This window comes from Xanthomonas euvesicatoria pv. euvesicatoria, assembly GCF_020880415.1.
Taxonomy (GTDB): domain Bacteria; phylum Pseudomonadota; class Gammaproteobacteria; order Xanthomonadales; family Xanthomonadaceae; genus Xanthomonas; species Xanthomonas euvesicatoria.
The window spans coordinates 1-19,262 of sequence record NZ_JAJIUJ010000083.1; the positions used below are offsets into that span (position 1 = coordinate 1).

Here is a 19,262-nt window from a genome sequence, read left to right on the forward strand (position 1 = left end):
GGCAATACAGAGCGATCAATCTGCGAGCAACATCAGATTCGCAATGATGTGACGTTGTCATTACAGCCACTGGCTTGCGCGCGACAGGGGCGGCCGACAAAGCCACATCGCGTGCAGTCGCGCCTAAGCGGCTCATCGAACTCATTGGCCAAATTCGGCAAATGCCCAATCCAACCTAATCGACGCAATGCGTTGCACTTCAGTCAAATGCAACGCACCCACCACCCACTTCAGGCAATGGTAAAGGCCAAGCATGCGCGCAACGCGCGCAGCTCTCTTCGGGTCACAGATTCCAGTCGATCCGCATGCCCGCAATCAATGCGTTCTTCAGATCGTTGGTGCGGGTCGGTTCGTTGAACTGGTCGGGGTTGATCACGTAGTGCAGGTTCGGGGCGATGCGCAGGCGCTTGGTGACCTGGATGCCGTAGCTGAGCTCCATCATGATCTGGTTGTCGGCGGGGGTGCCGGTGCCGCCGGCGGAGGCGCGGGCCAGGCGCAGGTTTTCGATCGCTTCGTCGCTGTATTTCTGCTGGGTGATCACGAAAGCGATGTTGTCCTGCGGGCGGCTGGCGAAGGTACCTTTCTGCACCAGGCCGAGCTGGATGAAATGGTCTTCGATGGCTTGGCCGCCGGTGCTCTTGAGCATGGCGCCGAAGACGGTGAGACCGCGCGTACCCGACGGGTCGGGGTTGGTCACCTGCTGCTCGAAGCGGGCGAACATGCCCGAGCGGCCCTGCTTGTTCTCGTAGCCCAGGCCGCTGAGCACGGCCGGGTTGCCGTTGCGGTCGCGCAGCGGGTCGGTGTAGTCGGAGTTGTCCTGCCAGCCGCCCAGTTCGTACATGGCGGCCATGCTGCCGTCGCCACCCTTGTTCTTGTAGCCAACGGCATAGGGCACGACCACGCCGGTGGTGTCGTTGGTGCTCCAGTTCAGGCCGTGCTGGCCGTCCTGCGCCTGGATGGGGTTGACCTCGTAGGCGCCGACATGCAGATACACCTTCGGTGTGACCCAGGCGGTGGCATGCGCGGCCCAGCTGGAGACCGGCCAGTAAGTGAAGTTGCTGGTGCGGAACACGAAGGTGGGGTTGCCGCAGGCCGAGTTGCCCTGGAAGTACTGGCACAGGTCCGAGCCCAGGAAGTGGATGTTGGCCACGCTGCGGCCGGCTTCCAGTTCCAGACGGTCGTTGAAAAGTTTCTGCAGCAGGGTGAAGTTGGGCAGGCGCGTGCCCTGGCCGCCGTAGATTTCCTGCACCGAGGTGCTGTTGCCGATGCTGCTGTTGGCCAGGTTGGTGCCGTGGCGGTTGCTGACGTACAACTTCACCGTGGCGCCGTTCCAGCCGAACAGGCGGTCCATGTCGACATCGGTGCCGACCATCAACTGGCCGGCATAGGCGTCGCCGCTTTTGCGGCCGCCATCGATCATCGAAGCGGCTTCGCCGGTGTAGCCCAGCTTGAGCTTGAAGGCATCGGCGGCATCCTGCGCGTGGGCGAGCGGGGTCAGTGCCAAGGTCAGCGACAGGCACAGCAGGCGGGGGCGGGCACGGCGGGGGGCGAGGGCGGTCATGGCAGGACTCCGGACAAAAGGGCGTGGCCGTGGTGGCGAACGCGACAACACATGGGTGGGCAAGCCGCTGGCAGCGCACCTGGGTGCGCGCAGCGGTGAAGCAGGTCAGGGGCGCGCGGGAAAACTCGGGCGCGTCAGGTGCGGCGGCAGGTCCATGCCGCCGGAGGTGCCTCAGGCAACGACGTCGGTCACCGGCTTCTTGAGCAGGCGCAGCGCGATGGCCGTGACCACCACACCGACCACCAGGGCCAGCACGTAGTTGAGCAGGTGGGTGACGGCGTTGGGGATCAGCAGCACGAAGATGCCGCCGTGGGGTGCCTTCAATTCGGCACCGGCGGTCATCGAGATGGCGCCGGCCACGGCCGAGCCGATCACCAGCGCCGGGATGGTGCGCAACGGGTCGCGCGCAGCGTACGGGATGGCGCCCTCGGTCACGAAGGCCAGCCCGAGTACGCCGGCGGCAGTGGCCGAGCCGCGCTCTTCCACGGTGAAGCGGTTGCGGAACACCCAGGTCGCCAGCGCGATGCCCAGCGGCGGGGTCATGCCGGCCACCATGGCAGCGGCCATCGGGGTGTACACCTGGCTGGCGATCAGGCCGGTGGAGAACGCATAGGCCGCCTTGTTGACCGGCCCGCCCATGTCGAAGGCCATCATGCCGCCGAGCAGCAGGCCCAGCAGCAAGGCGCTGCTGCCCTGCATGCCGCGCAGCCAGGCGGTGAGCCAGGCCAGCAGGTCGGCCACCGGCTGGCCGAACACGTACATCATCGCCAGCCCGACCAGCAGGGTGCCCAGCACCGGCAGGATCAGCACCGGCTTGAGGCCTTCCAGGTTGCGCGGCAGCTTGATGTAGCGGTTGAGCGCCGCCACGCCATAGCCGGCGATGAAGCCGGCAATGATCCCGCCGAGGAAACCGGCATTGAGATTGGCCGCGACCAGGCCGCCGATCATGCCGGGCGCGATGCCGGGGCGGTCGGCGATGGAGTAGGCGATGTAACCGGCCAGGGCCGGCACCATCAGGGTGAAGCCGGCCTTGGCGCCAATCTGGAACAGCGACCAGGCCAGCGTGCCCTGGTGCGCATCGTCGCCGGCGTAGATGCCGCCGAGGGCAAATGCCAAAGCAATCAGCAGGCCGCCGGCAGTGACGAACGGCAGCATGAACGAGACGCCGGTCATCAGGTGCTTGTAGGCGCCAGTGCGGCCGGTGCCCTTGTTCGCGGTGCCGCTGGCAGCGGTGCCGGTGGCAGGTGTGGCGCCGCCCTGCACGCTGGCGTCGGCCAGCGCCTTGTTGATCAGCGCCGGGCCATCGTTGATCGCCGGCTTGGTGCCGCTCTTGAACACGCGCTTGCCGCCGAAGCGGGCCAGATCCACTTCGCGGTCGGCCGCGATGATGACCACGTCTGCTGCACGGATTTCGTCGTCGGTGAGCGCGTCCTGCGCACCCACCGAGCCCTGGGTTTCCACCCGCATCTGGTAGCCGAGTTTCTTGGCGGCCTGCTGCAGGCCTTCGGCGGCCATGAAGGTGTGCGCGATGCCGGTAGGGCAGGAGGTGATGGCCACGATGCGCTTGTTGCCGCTAGCGGTGCCACCGGGATTGCCGGCGACGGCCGGGTCGGCGTGTGCGGCCAGCTTGCCGATCGCAGCGGCTGGGTCGTCCAGCACCGCGCCCAGGCTCAGGCGCACCAGTTGCGCATCGCCAAAGCGGGTGGTGTCGGCCTCGGCGTCGCCGACCACCAGGACCTGGGCGGCATTGCTGGCGAGTTCGCCCGGCAAGGCGCCAAGCACGCCCTGGTCGCTGCGGATTTCGATCGTCACGCGACGGCCGGCGGCAGTGGCCGCGCGGCGCAGCGCTTCGGCCGCCAGGACGGCTTCGGTACTGCGTTCGCCAGCGGCGATGACCACGATGGAAGAGGACATGGCAAAACTCCTGCTGTGTTGCGGTCGCCGGTGTTGTCGGCGGGGGGAATTTCAAGCGTTATGCGTGGCGGTGACGCGCGCGATCTGCCGCGGCATGCAACTGCCGGCCCGACGGCCGCCTGGGTGCATGCATCGGCAGTGGCCAATGGCGGCTCATGACAGCATTTCGATCACGACCTCGGTTGCGGCGCGGCGCACGCCCTCTGGCGTAATCCGGCGCGCGTCGCCGCTTTCCAGCCGGCACATCGAAAACGCCGTGGCCAGCCGTGCGCACTGCTCCAGCGTGGTCGCGGCATCGAGCGAGGCGGCGGCCAGGCCGGCCACCATCGCATCGCCCGCACCCACGCTGCTGCCGTGCGCCAGGCGTGGCGGGCGGGCGATCAGCCGCTGGTCGCGTTGCACGAACAGGGCGCCTTCGGTGCCCATCGAAATGACCACCAGCTGGATGCCGCGGGCGATCAGTTCGTGCGCGGCGGCGCTGAGTGCGCCGCGATCGTTCAACGGGCGGCCGGTCCAGGCTGCGAGTTCGTCGCGATTGGGCTTGACCGCGTACGGCAGCGCCTGGCGCGCGGCTTCCAGCGCTCTCACCAGCGGCATGCCACTGGTGTCCAGCAGCACGCGCGCACCGGCCGCGCTGGCCTGGGCCTGCAGTTGCGCCCAGCTGTCGTCCGGCAGCCCGGCCGGCAGGCTGCCCGACAGCACCACCGGCAGGCCGGGGCGCAGCAGGGGGGCGAGATGGTCGGCCACGCCTTGCAGGTGCGCAGGCCCCAAGCGCAGGCCGGGCAGGTTGATGTCGGTGGTGTCGTTGCTGCGCGCGTCGACCAGCTTGAGATTGGTGCGGGTTTCGCCGGCCACGCGCTGGCAGTGATCGGCAATGCCGCGTTCGCGGAACAGGGCTTCGAACACGCCGGCGTTGCCGACCCCGAGCACGCCCAGCGCGGCAACCTGGCTGCCCCAGTCGGCCAGGCACGCGGCCACATTGATGCCCTTGCCGCCGGCATCGTTGCGCACGCTGCTGGCGCGGTGCACGGCGCCCGGCTGCAGGTGTTCGAGCTGGATGGTCTGGTCGATCGCCGGGTTCAGCGTGACGGTGATGGCCTGCAGGCTCATGCCTTGTCCTCGCGCTTGGCTTCCAATGCGCGCACCTGTTCGGCGGTTTCGCAGGCCAGCGCCTGTTCGGCGAGGTGTTGCAGCTGGCTCAACGCGGCGCCGCGCAGGCGTGCCTTGACCGCCGGGATGTCGTTGGGCGTCATCGACAATTCCTGCACGCCCAGGCCGGCCAGCAGGCTGGCGCCGAACGCATCGCCGGCCAGGCCGCCGCAGACGCCGACCCAGCGATCGTGCTTGCGCGCACCGTCAATGGTGCTGCGGATCATGCGCAGCACCGCCGGGTGCAGGCTGTCGGCTTCGGCGGCCAGTTCCGGATTCTGGCGGTCGATCGCCAGCACGTACTGGGTGAGGTCGTTGGTGCCGATCGAGAAGAAGTCTGCGTGGCGCGCCAGCACGTCGGCCTGCGCGGCGGCGGCCGGCACTTCGATCATGATGCCGATCGGCACCTCCGGTGCGTCGAGGTCGGCGCGGAGGCGTGCGCAGATGGCGCGCAGCGCCACCAGTTCCGGCACCGAGGTGATCATGGGGAACATGATCGACAGCCGCGCCCCGTCCTTGGCGGCGCGATACAGCGCACGCAGTTGCGGCTCCAGCAGGTCGGGGCGACGCAGCAGCAGGCGCGCGCCGCGCACGCCGAGGAACGGGTTTTCTTCGTGGGGCAATTCCAGATGCGCCACTTGCTTGTCGCCGCCGATATCCAGCGCACGCACGATCAGCGGGCGGCCATCCAGCGCCTGCGCCATCGCCAGGTAGGTGGCATGTTGTTCGTCTTCGCTGGGCGTGCGGCCGCTTTCCAGGAACAGGAATTCGGTGCGCATCAGGCCAACGCCTTCGGCGCCCTGGGTCAGCGCCATCGCGACCTGGTCGGGCAGGTTGACGTTGGCGCCGATGTCGATGTGGTGGCCGTCGGTGGTTTCGGCCGGCAACGCGCGCTGCGCGGCTTCGCGCTCGCGGATGGCCTGCTGCTCGGCGATATGGGTGCGGGCCGCATCCAGATCCTGCTCGGACGGGTCGATGTACAGGCGCCCGCTGCTGCCGTCGATGATGGCGGTGACGCCGTCTTCGATCTCCAGCAGCTGGCCGCCGGCCGCGACCAGTGCCGGCAGGCCGAGCGTGCGCGACAGGATGGCGGTGTGCGAGGTCGGCCCGCCCTGCGCGGTGGCCAGGCCGAGCACGCGCGCGGTGTCCAGGTTGGCGGTGTCCGAAGGCGACAGGTCGCCGGCGAGCAGGATGCACGGCTGCTCGGGCAGGTCGGTGAGTCCGGCGCCGGCGGCGGCCGGGTCGAGCTGGGCCAGCACGCGGCGGCCGACATCGCGCAGATCGGCCGCGCGGCCGGCCAGCACCGGGTTGCCGAGGGCGGCCAGGCCGGAAGCGATCTGTTCCACCGCCTGGTGCCACGACCACGCCACACCGTGGCCTTCGACCATCAGCTGGCAGGTGCGGGTGATCAGGTCGGTGTCGTTGAGCAGTTCGGCCTGGGCCTTGAAGATGGCCGCGTCCGAGGCGCCGAGCCGGCGCTGGGTGTCGTCCTGGATTGCCGCCAGTTGCTGGCGGGTGCGGGTCAGTGCGTCGTGCAGCAATGCGCCGCCATCGCCCAGGCCGACCGGTTGATCGGCGACCTCGGTCTGCGCGGCGCGCAGGCGGTGCACGATGCCGATCGCCACGCCCGGGCTGGCGCCGATGCCGACGATGGCCGGCTGCGCCTGCGGCGGCGTCCAGCCGGCCACCGGGGCGGCGCGGCGCTGCGCGGCACGCTCGGCATCGGCCTTTTCCTGCGCGGTCAGGCTGTCCATGACGGCGCGCAGGCGCCTGAGCAGTTCCGCTGCGTCGCTGCCTTCGGCCGAGACGGTGATGCTGTCGCCGGCACGCAGGCCCAACTGCAGCAAGCCGACCAGGCTCTTGGCATCGGCGGCCTGGTCGCCGGCGCGCACCTGCGCACGGGCCGAGAAGCCGCGTGCGGTTTCGGCCCAGCGGGTGGCCGGGCGCGCATGCAGGCCGCTGGGGTAGGCGATGGTCCACTCGAATGTTTCGGCCAGATCGGTGGCCGGCGCGGCATTGGTCTCGGGCGCGCGGTCGCCGGTGAGCGCGGCGACGATCACGCCGGGGTCGTCGGTGCTGAACAGCGTTTCGAGCTGGGCCGGGTCCTGGATCAACCGGGTCAGCCGGCGCAGCAGGGTGATGTGGGTATCGGACTGCGCGGCGATGCCGACCACCAGCCGGGTGATCTGGCCGGGGTTCCATTCCACGCCATCGGTGAGCTGCAGCACCGCGATGCCGTCGCGGCGCACTAGGTGGCGGTCTTCGCCGACGCCGTGCGGGATCGCCAGGCCGTGGCCCAGGAAGGTATTGGCCAGGCCTTCGCGCCGCCGCATGCTGGCGTCGTAGCCCGGCGCGACGCAGCCGGCCGCGACCAGCAACTGGGCGGCCTGGGCGATGGCGTCGTCCTTGTCGCGGGCAGAGGCGCGCAGGCACACAAGGTCGGGGGTGACGGGGGCGGGCGACGGAGAGGACAAGGCGGGCTCCGGATGAGGTCGGGCTGGGAAGTATAGTGGGAACGTTCCCACGATCCAGGTCAATGTGCGGTGCACAAAAACGCTGTAGTGCTTTCGGGTTAGCATCAAGACCGGCACCGCGCCTGGGTCAGGGTGCGCAAAATGGAGCGGGAACGGTCCCAGTGAGTATCAGCATCAATGACGTGGCCCGCGTGGCCGGAGTGTCCAAGTCCACGGTGTCGCGCGCGCTGGGCAGCGGCCCGGTCAGCGAGGAAGTGCGTGCCAAGGTGGAAGCGGCGGTGCGCCAGACCGGCTATCGGCCCAACCTGATGGCGCGGCGATTGCGATCCCAGCAATCCGGCATCCTGGGGGTGATCGTGGCCGACATCCGCAACCCGTACTTCACGGCGCTGATCCGTGCGGTGGAAGAGGTCGCCTACAGGGCCGGTATGCGCGTGACGCTGTGCAATACCGATGAAGATCCCGAGCGAGAGGCGCTATACCTGGAGTTGATGCAGGAAGAACGCATCACCGGGCTGATTTTTGCGCCGACCCGGGTCACGGTGGGGCGCATGCACGAGCTGGCGCTGGATTACCCCACCGTGCTGGTGGATCGCGCCGGCCCCGGCAGCCGCTACGACAGTGTGGTGCTGGATAACGGCGCGGCCATGGCCGAGCTGGTGGCGCATCTGCAGGCGCAGGGCTACCGGCGCATCGGCGGGCTGTTCGGCAGCACCAGCACCACGGCGGCCGAGCGCCGCGATGGTTACCTGGCCGCGATGCGCGCGCAGGGGCTGCAGCCGGATTACCGCGAAGTGGCGCCCACCGCCGAGGCGGCGATTGCCGAGTTGGGTGCATGGCTGGCCAACGACCAGCGGCCCGAGGCCATCGTGACCAGTAACAGCCTGCTGCTGATGGGCGCACTGAAGGCTGCACGCACCGCCGGCCTGCGCCTGCCGCAGGATCTGGCCCTGGCCGGGTTCGACAACGAGCGCTGGACCGATCTGGTCGAGCCGGGTATCACTGTGGTCGAGCAGCCGGTGGAAGACATGGGCCGGGCGGCGATGTCGCTGCTGCTGGAACGGTTAAGCAATCGGCAATTGCCGATCCGCCGCTTGGTCATGACTGGACGTTGCGTGGTGCGTGGGTCGACTGCTGCGCGTATGCCGGGCGTGGTGTAGAGCGGCGGCGAGGGTCTGTTGGGTGCGGTGGGTTTGACGGGAATGCGTTCGCGCCCGAGTGCGCTCCTACAAAGAGGGCCGTCTGCCGTGGATTGCGGACCTGCGCGATGCCGGCGAACCGGAGGTGTCACTTGCCGTGATTGTTCAGGCCCCTTGCGCCGATCATTGCAACCTGCCGACATCGCCGCCTCGTAGGAGCGCACCTGGGCGCGACGGGCGTTTTCGGTAGTGCGTTCGCGCTCCGGTGCGCTCCTACAAGGGGCGGATTCGCAATGGTTTCCACCGGTGACGCACAAAAAAAGCCCCGGCAGTGCCGGGGCTTTTTGTTTGCAACGACTGCCTGACTCAGCGATCCGGGCGGTGGGTTCCGCCATCGTTCTGCACGGCCAGATATTCCTTGGACTGCTCGTCCAGCTTGTCGCCCAGCATGCGGCGCACCACCACGAAGAACAGCGGGATGAAGATCACGCCGAGCACGGTGGCGAACACCATGCCGCCGATCACGCCGGTACCGATGGAGTGACGCGAGTTGGCGCCGGCACCGGTGGAGATCGCCAGCGGCAACACACCCAGGATGAACGCGAACGAGGTCATCAGGATCGGGCGGAAGCGCAGGTGCGCCGCTTCCAGCGTGGCCTCGCGCAGGGTCTTGCCCGCCGCACGCTGCTCCACTGCGAATTCCACGATCAAGATCGCGTTCTTGGCCGCCAGACCAATCACCGTGATCATGCCGATCTTGAAGTACAGATCGTTCGGCAACCCGCGCAGCATCGAGAAGGTGATCGCGCCCAGCACGCCGATCGGCACCACCAGCAGCACCGCCACCGGAATCGACCAGCTCTCGTAAAGCGCGGCCAGGCACAGGAACACCACCACCACCGACAACGCCAGCAGCAGCGTGGCCGCATTACCGGCGATGATTTCCTGGTAGGACATGCCGCTCCAGTCGAAACCGAAGCCCGGCGGCAGATCGTTGTTGACGATATCTTCCATCGCGCTCATCGCCTGGCCGGAACTGCCGCCCGGAGCCGGGTTGCCGACGATGTTCACGGCCGAATAGCCGTTGTAGCGGTTCAGGGCCGGCGAGGCGTAGTTCCACTCGGCCTTGACCACGTTGCTCAGCGGGATCATGGCCGGCTGACCGTCGGCACCGGTGGCCGTGGCGCTGGGGGTAAAGAAGTTGCGCAGCGACTCGGGGCCGGCGCGGAACTGATCGTCGGCACGCATGTTGACGCGCTTGATGCGGCCCTCGGCGAAGTAGTCGTTGACGTACACCGGCGCCAGCATCAGCTGGATCGAGCTATAGATATCGCTGACATCCAGGCCCATCGATTGCGCCTGCACGCGGTCCACGTGCAACTGCAGCTGCGGCGAGTTTTCCAGGCCGTTCGGACGCACGCCGACCAGGGTGTCCTGCTTCTCCGCCGCCTTGCCGAGCACGATGTTGCGCGCATTGATCAGCGCTTCCTGGCCGGCACCGGAACGGTCCTGCAGCCACATGTCGAAGCCGCCGAACTGCCCCAGGCCCTGCACGGTGGGCAGGTTGACCACGAAGATCTGCGCGCCCTTGATGCCGTAGAAGGCGCCATTGAGTTGCTGGATCAACTGCTCGGCAGTGACGTCGCGTTCTTCCCATGGCTTGAGCCGGATGAAGCCCATACCGACGTTTTCGCCCGAGCCCAGGAAGCTGAAGCCGGCGATCTGCAGCATGCCTTCCACGGCCGGCTGCTTCTCCAGCACCGCACGCATTTGCGCGAACGCCTCGTTGGTGCGGATCTTGGTCGCGCCCGGCGGCAGCTGCACGATGGCCACGGCAAAGCCCTGGTCTTCTTCCGGCAGGAAGCTGCCCGGCATGCGCGTGAACAGGAAGCCGCACAGCACCACCAGCGCCACGAACGCGATCATCCATGGCGGCGAGCGCTTGAGGGTATGGCCCACCACGCCGACATAGCGATGCGCCAGCTTGTCGTAGTACTTGTCGAAGGTGCGGTAGACCCAGTTCTTCTTGGTCGAGTGGGTCGACTTGAGGAACGCGCCGCACAGCGCCGGGGTGAAGCTCAACGCCAGGAACGCAGAGAAACCCATCGACATGGCGATGGTCAACGCGAACTGCTTGTAGATCGCACCCGAGGCGCCGGGCTGCAGCGAGGAGGGGATGAACACCGCTGCCAGCACCACGGTGATGGCCACCACCGCGCCGGTGATCTGGGTCATCGCCTTCTGGGTGGCCGCCTTGGGCTCCAGGTGCTCCTCGCTCATGATGCGTTCGACGTTCTCGATCACCACGATCGCATCGTCCACCACGATGCCGATCGCCAGCACCATCGCAAACAGCGTCAACTGGTTGATGGTGAAGCCGATCATGTACATGCCGAAGAACGTGCCCAGCAGCGCGACCGGAATCACCAGCGTGGGAATCACGGTGGCGCGGAAGTTCTGCAGGAACAGCAGCATCACCAGGAACACCAGCACGATGGCTTCCACCAGCGTGTGGATCACTTCCTCGATGGAGATGCGCACGAAGGTGGTCGATTCGTACGGCGCAAACCAGGTCACGCCCTGCGGGAAGGTCGGCTGCAGTTCGTCGAGCTTGGCGCCCACCGCCTCGGACACGTTCAATGCATTGGCACCCGGCAACAGCTGGATACCGAAGGCGCCGGTGGGCTTGCCGTTGTACTGGGTGTCGAAGCCGTAGTTGCTCGGCCCGACGGTGACGCGTGCGACGTCTTTCAAACGCACGGTGGCGCCATTGTTGTCGGTACGCAGGATGATGTTTTCGAACTGCTCGGGCGAGCTGAAGCGGCCTTCCGCCGACACCGTGGCAGTGAAGCTGATGCCTTCCGGGGTCGGGTCGGCGCCCACCGAACCGGCAGCGAACTGCACGTTCTGGTTACGCACCGCGGTCAGCACCTGGGTCGCCGACAGGTTGTAGCCCTGCAGTTTCTCCGGGTTCAACCAGATGTTCATCGCGTACTCGGCGCCGAACTGGTTGGTGCTGCCCACGCCGGGCACGCGCGAGATCTGCTCGAGCACGCGCGAACCGACGATGTCGTTGAGCGCGTCGCGGTCGATCGAGGGGTTGTCCGAGCGCAGTGCGGCCACCATCAGGAAGCCGGCGTTGGCCTTGGCCACCACCACGCCCTGCTGGGTCACTTCCGAGGGCAGGCGCGGCGTGGCCAGCGACACCTTGTTCTGCACCTGCACCTGCGCGATATCCGCGTCGGTGCCGGTTTCGAAGGTCAGGGTGATGGTCACGCGGCCGTTGGCGGCCGAGGACGAGTTGAAGTACAGCAGGTGGTCGATGCCGGTGAGCTGCTGTTCGATGACCTGGGTCACTGCCTTTTCGGCGGTGTCGGCGCTGGCGCCGGGGAAGTTGGCGGTGACGGTGACCTGCGGCGGGGCGATCGTCGGGTACGACTCGATACCCAGATTCAGGATCGAGATCACGCCCGCAAGCGAGATCAGGATCGCCACCACCCACGCAAAGACCGGGTGTTCGATAAAAAACTTAGGCATGTCCGGGTTCCGTCACTGCTGCTTGGACTGGGAGTCGGCCGGCTGCGCGGCCGCATCCTGCGTGGGCTGTTGCTGGGCGGCCGGCGCCGCTGCATCGGCCTTGTCGGCGGACGGTGCGGCTTTCGCGTCGCCGCCCTGTGCCGCGCCGGGCGCCGCGCCCGCTGCGCCGGGCTGGCCGCCTTGTGCCGGCTTGTTCGGATCCCACGGCACGCCCTTGGCCGGCTGCCCTTCCTTGGCCTTCTGCACGCCATCGACGATGACCTGATCGCCCGGGGTCATGCCGCCGGTGACGATCCACTGGCCCTTCTGCTGGCCGTCGACGGTCAGGTTCTTGCGGACCACCTTGCCGTCCTTGCCCAGCACCAGGGCGTAGGGTCCGGTGGCATCGCGCTGCACCGCCTGCTGCGGCAGCAGGTAGGCATTGTTGCGCTGGCCCAGGCTGGCCTTGAAGGTCACGAACGCGCCTGGCAGCAGCGATTGTTCGGGGTTGGGCAGGGTGGCGCGCAGCGACACCGCACCGGTGCTCGGGTCCACCGTCACCGCAGACACGTCCAGCGTGCCGGGGTGCTGGTACTGCGTGCCGTTGCCCAGCTCCACGTTGATGGACGACTTGCCGTCGCCGCTCAGCTGCACGTTGCCGCTGCTCTGCGCCTGACGCAGGGCGGCCAGTTCTTCGCTGCTCATGGCGAAGTTCACGTACAGCGGGTCGATCTGGTCCACGGTGGTGAGCAGGGTGGCTTCACCGGCACCGACCAGTGCGCCTTCGGTCACGCGCTGAATGCCGGCGCGCCCGGTGATCGGCGAGGTCACGGTGGCGAAGCCGAGCTGGATGCGCGCAGCTTCGACCGCGCCGCGCGCCTGCTGCACGTTGGCCCCGGACGAACGCTCGTTGGCTTCGGCGGTGTCGATGTCGGCGCGCGAGACGTACTGCTGCGGCGCCAGGCTGCGTGCACGCGTCGCGGCGATCTTGGCGTTGGTATAGGTCGCTTCGGCGGCGGCCAGCTGGCCCTGCGCCTGCAGCAGCGTGGCCTTCAGCTGCGAGGGGTCGATCTGGAACAGCGGCTGGCCCTCTTTGACGTTGGCGCCTTCGGTGTACAGGCGCTTGAGCACCACGCCGTCCACGCGCGCGCGCACGTCCGCCGAACGGTACGCCGACAGGCGGCCGACCAGGTCGCGTTCCAGCGGCAGCGTCTGCGGCTTCATCTCCAGCACCGAGACTTCCGGCGGCGGCGGTGCCTGCTGTTGTTCGGGCTTGCTGCAGGCAGCCAGCGCCACGGTGATGGCACAGGCCAGGCCGAATGTGCGGAGCGGGGCAATCATCAGGGGGAACTCCGTTAGGGTCTTGAAGTGAGAAGCGAAGGTGGTGGCGACGTCGGCGCGGCAGGAGCCGGAGCAAACGCACGCAGGAAGGTGTCCACGGCGAACTGCGCCCATTGCTGCCTGGCGGGAAGGCCGGCGCGATGGGGGACTTGAAACCGTTGGCGGTCGAAATCCAGCCCGACGATCATGCTCAGCAGCAGTTCGGCCATGAAGTGCGGATCGTCATGCCGCAGTTGGCCGGCGTCGATCGCCTGTTCGAAGCGATGCGCCAGGCGCTGCTGCATGCCGACCACGCCGTCGTGGAAGATCTGCTGCGACTGGTCGGGAAACCGGTGCGACTCGGCCTCCACCAGACGGCAGGTCTGTAGCACATCGGGGTTGTTCAAACGGTCAAGATGGGCCAGCGCGAAGGCCAGCAGATCTGCGCGGAGATCGCCCGAGACCGTGCCTAGCGGCCCGGCCGCCAGGTGCACGTGGTCCTGCAGCACGTCGCGCAGCAGGTTTTCCTTGCAGCCGTAGTAGCTGTACAGGGTCTGCTTGGAACAGCCGGCCCGCTCGGCCACCGCGTCCATGCTCAGCCGCATGCCACGCTCGGCAAGCAGCGCATGCACTGCCGCATGGATGCGGCGGTCGCAGTCCGAACGCCGGGCAGCACGGTGGGAACGAGGGATCATGGCGGTAGACTATACCGTCCAGTTTAGTTTTTAAACAGGCTTGACGGCCGCAGCGTTGTCTGCACAACGCCTTCTGTGCCAAGCCTTTGGCCGGACTTTGCCGGTTGTGGCGGTCCAGCCCCGCCTTCCCGCCGCTGCGTTCTCGTCGCTACATGGATGTCGTGCTTTTGCATGCCGCCGGGGGCGATCGTGGGCCGCACATTTGCGCTATGCAGCAAGGCGTCGTCACCGCGCACCGGTACAATTCAGGTTTTCCACCGAGCATTCCAGCTCTACTCATGACAGCCAAGAAAGCCGCTTCGAAATCGTCCACGACGTCGGTCAAACCGGTCGCCGAACGTGCCGTCCCCGTGCTTGCCACCGAACCGCAGGCGGTTACCCTCGAGCCGGTGTTTGCCGCGTTGCGCAAGCGCTACCCGGCCGCCCGTCAGGCCGAAGTCCAGGCGTTCGCCGCCGACTTCTACCGGCGCATGGAGGAAGACGAATTCCCGAACCATCCGCCGGAGCAGTGGGCGGCGCTGGCATCGGACATGCTGGAGTTCGCGCGCGCGCGCAAGGCCGGCACGGTCAACGTGCGTGTCTTCAACCCGACCTTGAAGAGCCACGGCTACGAGTCGCCGCATACCCTGCTGCAGATCGTCAACGACGATATGCCGTTCCTGGTGGATTCGGTCAGCATGACCCTGGCCGACCTGGGCATCGGCGTGCACGTGCTGGGCCACCCGGTACTGCGCATCGCGCGCGACAAGTCCGGCAAGCTCACCGCAGTGGGCGAGGGCAAGGGCGAATCGCTGATGGTGCTGGAGATCGACCGCCAGCCGCCGGAAGAAATGCCCAAGCTGGAAGCGGCCGTGCGCAAGGTGCTGGCCGAGGTGCGCGCCATCGTGCAGGACTGGTCGGCGATGCGCGAGCGCATGGTCATGCTGGCCGACGATCTGGCGACCCGCCGCCTGCCGATCGACGACATCAACCGGCACGAGGCGCAGGAGTTCCTGCGCTGGGCCGCGGCCGACCACTTCACCTTCTTCGGCTACCGCGAGTATCGGGTGGAAAAGCAGGGTGGCCAGGATGTGCTGGCACCGCTGGAAGAGACCGGCCTGGGCCTGCTGCGCGGTCGCGACACCTCGCCGGCGCGTCCGGTGACCACGCTGGCCGCGCATGGCCTGAATGCCTCGTCCAAGCTCAAGGATGCGTTGATCCTGACCAAGACCAATGCACGCTCGCGCGTGCATCGGGTCGGTTACATGGATTACATCGGCATCCTGGAATTCGACGCCAAGGGCCGCATCGTCGGCGAGCAGCGCTTCCTGGGCCTGTTCACGTCCAGCGCCTACAACCGCCGCCCCTGGGAAATTCCGCTGGTGCGTCAGCGCCACGAATACGTGATGAGCAAGTCGGGGCTGACCCCGAGCAGCCATAGCGGCAAAGCCTTGCGCCACATCCTGGAAACGCTGCCGCGCGAGGAGCTGTTCCAGTCCAACGAAGAAGAGCTGTACCGCACCGCGATGGGCATTCTCGGGCTGCAGGAGCGCGTGCGTAGCCGCCTGTTCCTGCGCCGCGACAAGTACGGGCGTTTCATCTCGGCGCTGGTGTACATCCCGCGCGAACGCTTCAACACCGATGTGCGCCTGCGCATCGAAGCCTTGTTGAAGGATGCGCTGCACGGCGAATACATCGACTCCAGCGTGGTGCTGGGCGAATCGCCGCTGGCGCAGCTGCACCTGATCGTGCGCCCCAAGAGCGGCGAGGCGCTGGAGTTCAACACCACCGAACTCGAATCGCGGCTGGCGCACCTGCTGCGCAACTGGCGCGATGCCCTGCGCGAGGCGTTGGTTGCGCGGCATGGCGAGGCCAACGGCCTGCGCATGGCGGCCAACTTCGGTCGCGCACTGCCGGCCGGCTATATCGAAGATTCCTCGATCGAATCGGCGGTGTCCGACGTCGAGCATCTCGCCTCGCTGGATGGCCCGGACGATCTGCATCTGAGCCTGCAGGAAATCCGTCGCGACGACGGCATGCGTCTGGACGCGGGCGAAGGCCTGCGCCTGAAGCTGTACCGCCAGCTCGACGACATTCCGCTGTCCGATGCGATGCCGATGATGGAAAACATGGGCCTGCGCGTGATTTCCGAGCGGCCATATCGGTTGCAGGTCGGCGAAACGCCGGTCTATATCCAGGATTTCGAGGTCGAATCGACGTCCGGCAAGATCAATGCCGCACACGCCGATGCCAGCTTCGGCGAAGCGTTCGAGCGCATCTGGAACGGCGATGCCGAAAACGACGGCTTCAATCGCCTGATCCTGGCGGCCGGCCTGCACTGGCGCCAGGTGGCCTTGCTGCGCGGCTACTGCAAATACCTGCTACAGACGGCGGTGCCGTTCTCGCAGGCCTACGTCGAAGCCACCTTCACCCGCTATCCGTTGCTGGCGCGCCTGCTGGTGGAATTGTTCGAAGCACGCTTCGATCCGTCCACCGGCAGCGAGACCAAGGCGCAGATCTTCGCCGGCCAGGAACGCCTGCGCGAAGAACTGTCTGCGTTGGCAGGCGGCGACGAGGCCACGCTGAAGGCGCTGGACGCCGTGCTGGAAGCACGTGGCGGCGATCGCAACGCGCAGCAGGACGCCACCCGCGCCACCTTGCTGAAGCTGATGGACCGCGTCTCCAGCCTGGACGAGGACCGCATCCTGCGCAGCTTCATCGATGTGATCGATGCGACCTTGCGCACCAATTACTACCAGACCGACAAGAACGGCAAGCACCCCCACTGCATCAGCTTCAAGCTGGATTCGGCGCGCGTGCCGGACCTGCCCAAGCCGCGTCCGTATCGCGAAATTTTCGTCTACGGCCCGCGCGTGGAAGGCGTGCATCTGCGCTTCGGCGCGGTGGCGCGTGGCGGCCTGCGCTGGTCTGACCGGCGCGAGGATTTCCGCACCGAAGTGCTGGGCCTGGTCAAGGCGCAGATGGTGAAAAACACCGTCATCGTGCCGGTCGGTGCCAAGGGCGGTTTCTACGTCAAGCGATCGCCGGTGGGCGGTGACCGCGATGCCATCCAGGCAGAAGGCATCGCCTGCTACAAGCTGTTCATCCAGGGCCTGCTCGACATCACCGACAACATCGTCGGCGGCAAGATCGTACCGCCGCCGCAGGTGGTGCGTCACGATCAGGACGACCCGTACCTGGTGGTCGCGGCCGACAAGGGCACCGCCACGTTCTCCGACATCGCCAATGGTCTGGCGCTGGACCACGGCTTCTGGCTGGGCGACGCGTTCGCCTCCGGCGGCTCGGTTGGCTACGACCACAAGGGCATGGGCATCACTGCGCGCGGCGCGTGGGAATCGGTCAAGCGCCACTTCCGCGCCATGGGCCGCGATTGCCAGAGCCAGGACTTCAGCGTGGTCGGTATCGGCGACATGTCCGGCGACGTGTTCGGCAACGGCATGCTGCTTTCAAGGCATATCCGCCTGCTGGCCGCGTTCGATCACCGCCACATCTTCCTGGACCCGAACCCGGATGCGGCGGTTTCCTTTGCCCAGCGCGATCGCCTCTTCAAGTTGCCGCGTTCCAGCTGGGCCGATTACGACGCCAAGCTGATCAGCGCCGGTGGCGGCATCTATCCGCGTACGCTCAAATCCATCGACATCAGTGCACCGGTGCGCGAAGCGCTGGGCCTGGACGCCAACGTCAAGCAGCTCTCGCCCAACGAGCTGATGAACGCCATCCTCAAGGCGCCGGTGGACCTGTTCTGGAACGGCGGTATCGGCACCTACGTCAAGGCGGCCAGCGAATCGCACGCCGATGTGGGCGACCGCGCCAACAACGGCCTGCGCGTCAACGGTGGCGAGTTGCGCTGCAAGGTGGTGGGCGAGGGCGGCAACCTGGGCCTGACCCAGCTGGGGCGTATCGAAGCGGCGCAGACCGGCGTGCTGCTCAACACCGACTTCATCGACAACTCGGCCGGCGTGGACACCTCCGATCACGAGGTCAACATCAAGATCCTGCTCAACGACATGGTGCAGGCCAAGAAGCTGACCTATGACGCGCGCAACAAGCTGCTGGCGTCGATGACCGATGAAGTGGCCGATCTGGTGCTGTGGGACAACTACCGCCAGAACCAGGCCATCAGCCTGATGGAGCGCATGAGCGTCAAGCGGCTCGGCTCCAAGCAGCATTTCATCCGCACGCTGGAACTGCAGGGCCTGCTGGATCGGCAGATCGAGTTCCTGCCCTCCGATGCCGAGCTGTCGGCACGCAAGGCGCGCGGCCAGGGCCTGACCCGGCCGGAGCTGTCGGTGTTGTTGTCGTACTCCAAGCTGGTGGCGTTCCAGCAGCTGCTGGAATCGGACATTCCCGAAGACCCGTACCTGTCCAAGGAATTGCAGCGCTACTTCCCGCAGCCGCTGCAGAAGAAGTACGCCGATGCGATGGAGCGTCACCGCCTCAAGCGCGAGATCATCGCCACCGCGGTCACCAACACCACCATCAATCGCATGGGCGCCACCTTCCTGATGCGCATGCAGGAAGACACCGGCCGCAGCATCGGCGAGGTTGCCAAGGCCTACACCATCAGCCGCGAAACGCTGGATGCGCGCGCGCTGTGGACGCAGATCGATGCGCTGGACGGCAAGGTGCCCGAGTCGGTGCAGATCGACGCGCTGGAAGTGATCTGGCGCCTGCAACGCTCGTTCGTGCGCTGGTTGCTGCTGCGCCCCGGCCAGATGCCCGGCATCACCGCCGCGGTGGAGCGTTACCACGGCCCGTTCAACGACATCCGCGTGGCGTCGGGCGTGCTGTCGGACGCACAGCGCCCGCAGTACGAAGCCAGCGTGCAGGAGTGGCAGGACAAGGGCCTGACCCCGGCACTGGCGCAGCAGTTGTCCGAGCTGCGTTATCTGGAACCGGCCTTCGACATCATCGAAACCGCACGCACCCGCAAGCTCAAGCCGGTGGACGTTTCCAAGGTGCATTTCCGCCTGGGCGAAGCGCTGCGGCTGCCGTGGCTGTTCGAACAGATCGACGCGCTGGAGGTCAACGGCCGCTGGCATGCCGTGGCACGTGGCGTGTTGCGCGACGAGCTAGCCGCGCATCAGCGTGCGCTGGTGGGCCAGGTGCTGACCATGTCCGGCAGCAGTGCCGAGGACAAGGTCGCCAACTGGATGGCGCGCGACGATTCCAGCCTGCGCTTCACCCTGGCGATGCTCGCCGACGTCGCCGAGCAGAAGACCCTGGACTATCCGACCGTGTCGGTGGCAGTGCAGCGGTTGGGCCAATTGGCTGCGCACGGGGTGTAAGTGGCCTAATGCCGCGGTGGCGGAGCGAGCGCTTCGCTATCGTGGTGGTCGCGACAGCGCCGTGATTGAGTCGATGCAGAGGCCGCCTCCGGGCGGCCTCTTGCGTGCAGGGCACGGTGCACGGCGTACGCCCACGTGCCCTGAGTGCGGCCCCCGCTGGATGTCCAGGCGCTATGTCGTGCGGCTCAAGCACAGGGCCAACACAC

General features: G+C 67.0%; 9 protein-coding genes. 2 read left to right on the plus strand and 7 right to left on the minus strand.

Annotated elements, in window-relative coordinates; genetic code table 11:
• Window positions 1–283 precede the first annotated feature (283 nt).
• The 4 genes from LN450_RS14020 to ptsP form a co-directional block, all read right to left on the minus strand.
• On the minus strand, window positions 284–1,561 hold the full coding sequence (locus LN450_RS14020) for a carbohydrate porin (RefSeq protein WP_011347814.1): 1,278 nt from the start codon (window positions 1,559–1,561) through the stop codon (window positions 284–286).
• Window positions 1,562–1,732: 171 nt separating this feature from the next.
• Entirely contained in the window at window positions 1,733–3,475 is a 1,743-nt protein-coding gene (locus LN450_RS14025) for a PTS fructose transporter subunit IIC (protein WP_011347813.1), read from the minus strand.
• 153 nt (window positions 3,476–3,628) lie between these two features.
• Window positions 3,629–4,585 (minus strand): 1-phosphofructokinase, encoded by a 957-nt coding sequence (gene pfkB, locus LN450_RS14030; RefSeq protein ID WP_011347812.1) that lies wholly within the window; start codon window positions 4,583–4,585, stop codon window positions 3,629–3,631.
• Window positions 4,582–7,098 (minus strand): phosphoenolpyruvate--protein phosphotransferase, encoded by a 2,517-nt coding sequence (gene ptsP, locus LN450_RS14035; RefSeq protein WP_039417159.1) that lies wholly within the window; start codon window positions 7,096–7,098, stop codon window positions 4,582–4,584. The genes pfkB and ptsP overlap by 4 nt, the downstream gene beginning before the upstream one ends.
• 161 nt (window positions 7,099–7,259) lie before the next feature.
• Between ptsP and LN450_RS14040 the strand changes: the two genes are divergently transcribed.
• Complete coding sequence (locus LN450_RS14040) at window positions 7,260–8,258, plus strand: LacI family DNA-binding transcriptional regulator (RefSeq protein ID WP_008571279.1); 999 nt, start codon at window positions 7,260–7,262, stop codon at window positions 8,256–8,258.
• Between the two features lie 345 nt (window positions 8,259–8,603).
• On the opposite strand, the gene LN450_RS14045 is transcribed toward LN450_RS14040, so the two are convergent.
• The 3 genes from LN450_RS14045 to LN450_RS14055 are packed head-to-tail and all read right to left on the minus strand — an operon-like array spanning window position 8,604 to window position 13,768.
• Window positions 8,604–11,774, minus strand: a complete 3,171-nt coding sequence (locus LN450_RS14045) for a multidrug efflux RND transporter permease subunit (RefSeq protein WP_011347809.1) — start codon at window positions 11,772–11,774, stop codon at window positions 8,604–8,606.
• A 12-nt stretch (window positions 11,775–11,786) separates the two neighbouring features.
• Window positions 11,787–13,094 carry an efflux RND transporter periplasmic adaptor subunit gene (locus tag LN450_RS14050; RefSeq protein WP_011347808.1) on the minus strand — a complete coding sequence of 436 codons (1,308 nt, stop codon included), beginning with the start codon at window positions 13,092–13,094 and terminating at the stop codon, window positions 11,787–11,789.
• Window positions 13,095–13,108: 14 nt separating this feature from the next.
• A complete protein-coding gene (locus LN450_RS14055) occupies window positions 13,109–13,768 on the minus strand; it encodes a TetR/AcrR family transcriptional regulator (RefSeq protein ID WP_008571360.1) in 660 nt (219 codons plus the stop codon).
• A 278-nt stretch (window positions 13,769–14,046) separates the two neighbouring features.
• Between LN450_RS14055 and LN450_RS14060 the strand changes: the two genes are divergently transcribed.
• Window positions 14,047–19,056: an NAD-glutamate dehydrogenase gene (locus LN450_RS14060; protein WP_039417157.1), complete on the plus strand. Its 5,010-nt coding sequence runs from the start codon at window positions 14,047–14,049 to the stop codon at window positions 19,054–19,056.
• The last annotated feature ends 206 nt before the right edge of the window (window positions 19,057–19,262 follow it).